The 1,640-nt window shown below is 39.6% G+C and carries 1 protein-coding gene; it reads left to right on the top strand.

The features are described from left to right. The first annotated feature begins 92 nt into the window (after positions 1–92). Positions 93–1,523: an IS4 family transposase gene (locus L634_RS0128580; RefSeq protein ID WP_026585316.1), complete on the top strand. Its 1,431-nt coding sequence runs from the start codon at positions 93–95 to the stop codon at positions 1,521–1,523. The last annotated feature ends 117 nt before the right edge of the window (positions 1,524–1,640 follow it).

Genomic DNA, 1,640 nt, shown 5'->3' on the forward strand with positions numbered 1-1,640 from the left:
CATGCCCATCAAGCGAAGTTAAAATCATACCCTCAAAATGAAAAAACGCTATGCTTATCGTAAGAAGTTTACGAGAAAGGATGGCGTTTTTGATGAATCCTATCATTTCAAATGAACTGAATCTTTTTGCACAAGAACTACAATACTTTTTATCTCCAGTAGTCTTACAAGATATCGCCAAACAAGTTGGCTTTGTACAGCGATCTAGTAAGTATCAAGCAAACGAACTCATTGCCCTTTGCGTATGGCTTAGTCAAGAAATCGCTAGCACATCACTTACACAATTGTGCAGTCAGTTAGAAGCTTCCACTGGGGTACTGATGAGCTCAGAAGGACTGAATCAACGCTTTAATCCAGCAGCTGTCGCATTTCTTCGAGAAGTCTTTACTTCTCTTCTCACACAAAAACTCTGTTCAAATCAATCGCTTTCTGTACACATGATCTCTACTTTCAATCGTATCCGTATTTTAGATGCGACAGTGTTTCAACTGCCTGATCATTTCGCCACTGACTATCAAGGTTCAGGTGGGAGTAGTAATACGGCAGGCGTGAAAATCCAATTGGAATATGATTTACTTAGTGGTCAATTTCTTAACGTGCAGCTTGGACCAGGAAAAAATAATGATAAAACATACGGTACCATCTGCCTTGAAACCGTAGAGGCGGGCGATTTGTGTTTGCGTGATCTTGGTTACTTCGATTTAGGAGACTTACAAGCCATTCATGATAAAGAGGCTTACTATATCTCGCGGTTGAAGCTGAATACACGCATTTATACCAAGAACCCTGAGCCAGAATACTTCAACAATGGCACGTTAAAAAAGCAAACAGAATACATCCAGCTTGATATGACACAAATGATGTCTGGTCTAACCCCTGGTGAAACGATGGAAATCCCCGAGGCATACATTGGCCAAAATCAGAAGCTTCCAGCACGTGTCATTATCCATCGTTTAACCGATGATCAAACGCAAACACGCCTGAAAAACCAAGCGATACGTGAAAAGAAGAAAGGCATTGTCATGAAGGATAAAAGTAAACGTTTAATGGGCATGAATGTATATATCACGAACACGTCGCTAGAAGAAGTACTGACGAATTACGTCCATTCATTGTATTCACTTCGTTGGCAGATTGAGATTTTGTTTAAAACGTGGAAGTCATTCTTTGAAATTGATGAATGTAAAAATATTAAAAGAGAACGCCTAGAGTGCCATTTATATGGACAACTCATTGGCATTCTCCTCTGTTCTTCTACGATGTTTCAAATGCGACAGCTTCTGCTTGAAAAGAAAAAGCAGGAGCTGAGTGAATACAAAGCGATTTATATGATTAAAGATTACTTTCCGTTACTGTTTCAAGCGATAGCAGTTGGCACAGAAGAACTTATGAAAATTCTGCATCGCCTTTATCAGCTGCTAAAAAAGAACGGTCGTAAATGTCATCGGTATAAGAAGATGACCGTCTTTGATATTCTAGGGGTTGTGTATGAAACGACGGTGAAGCATAGACAAGCTGCCTAGCGAAAAAATCGCGTTTTAATAGGCTTCTTTGGCATGCCTACTTTTCCATCACTCGCTAGTTTTAAAACAAGGATCATTTCGTATCTAGTAATTTACTTTGTTAGCTTGATGGGCATG

This window comes from Bacillus sp. J33, assembly GCF_000518885.1.
In the GTDB taxonomy this organism is placed as follows: domain Bacteria; phylum Bacillota; class Bacilli; order Bacillales; family Cytobacillaceae; genus Cytobacillus.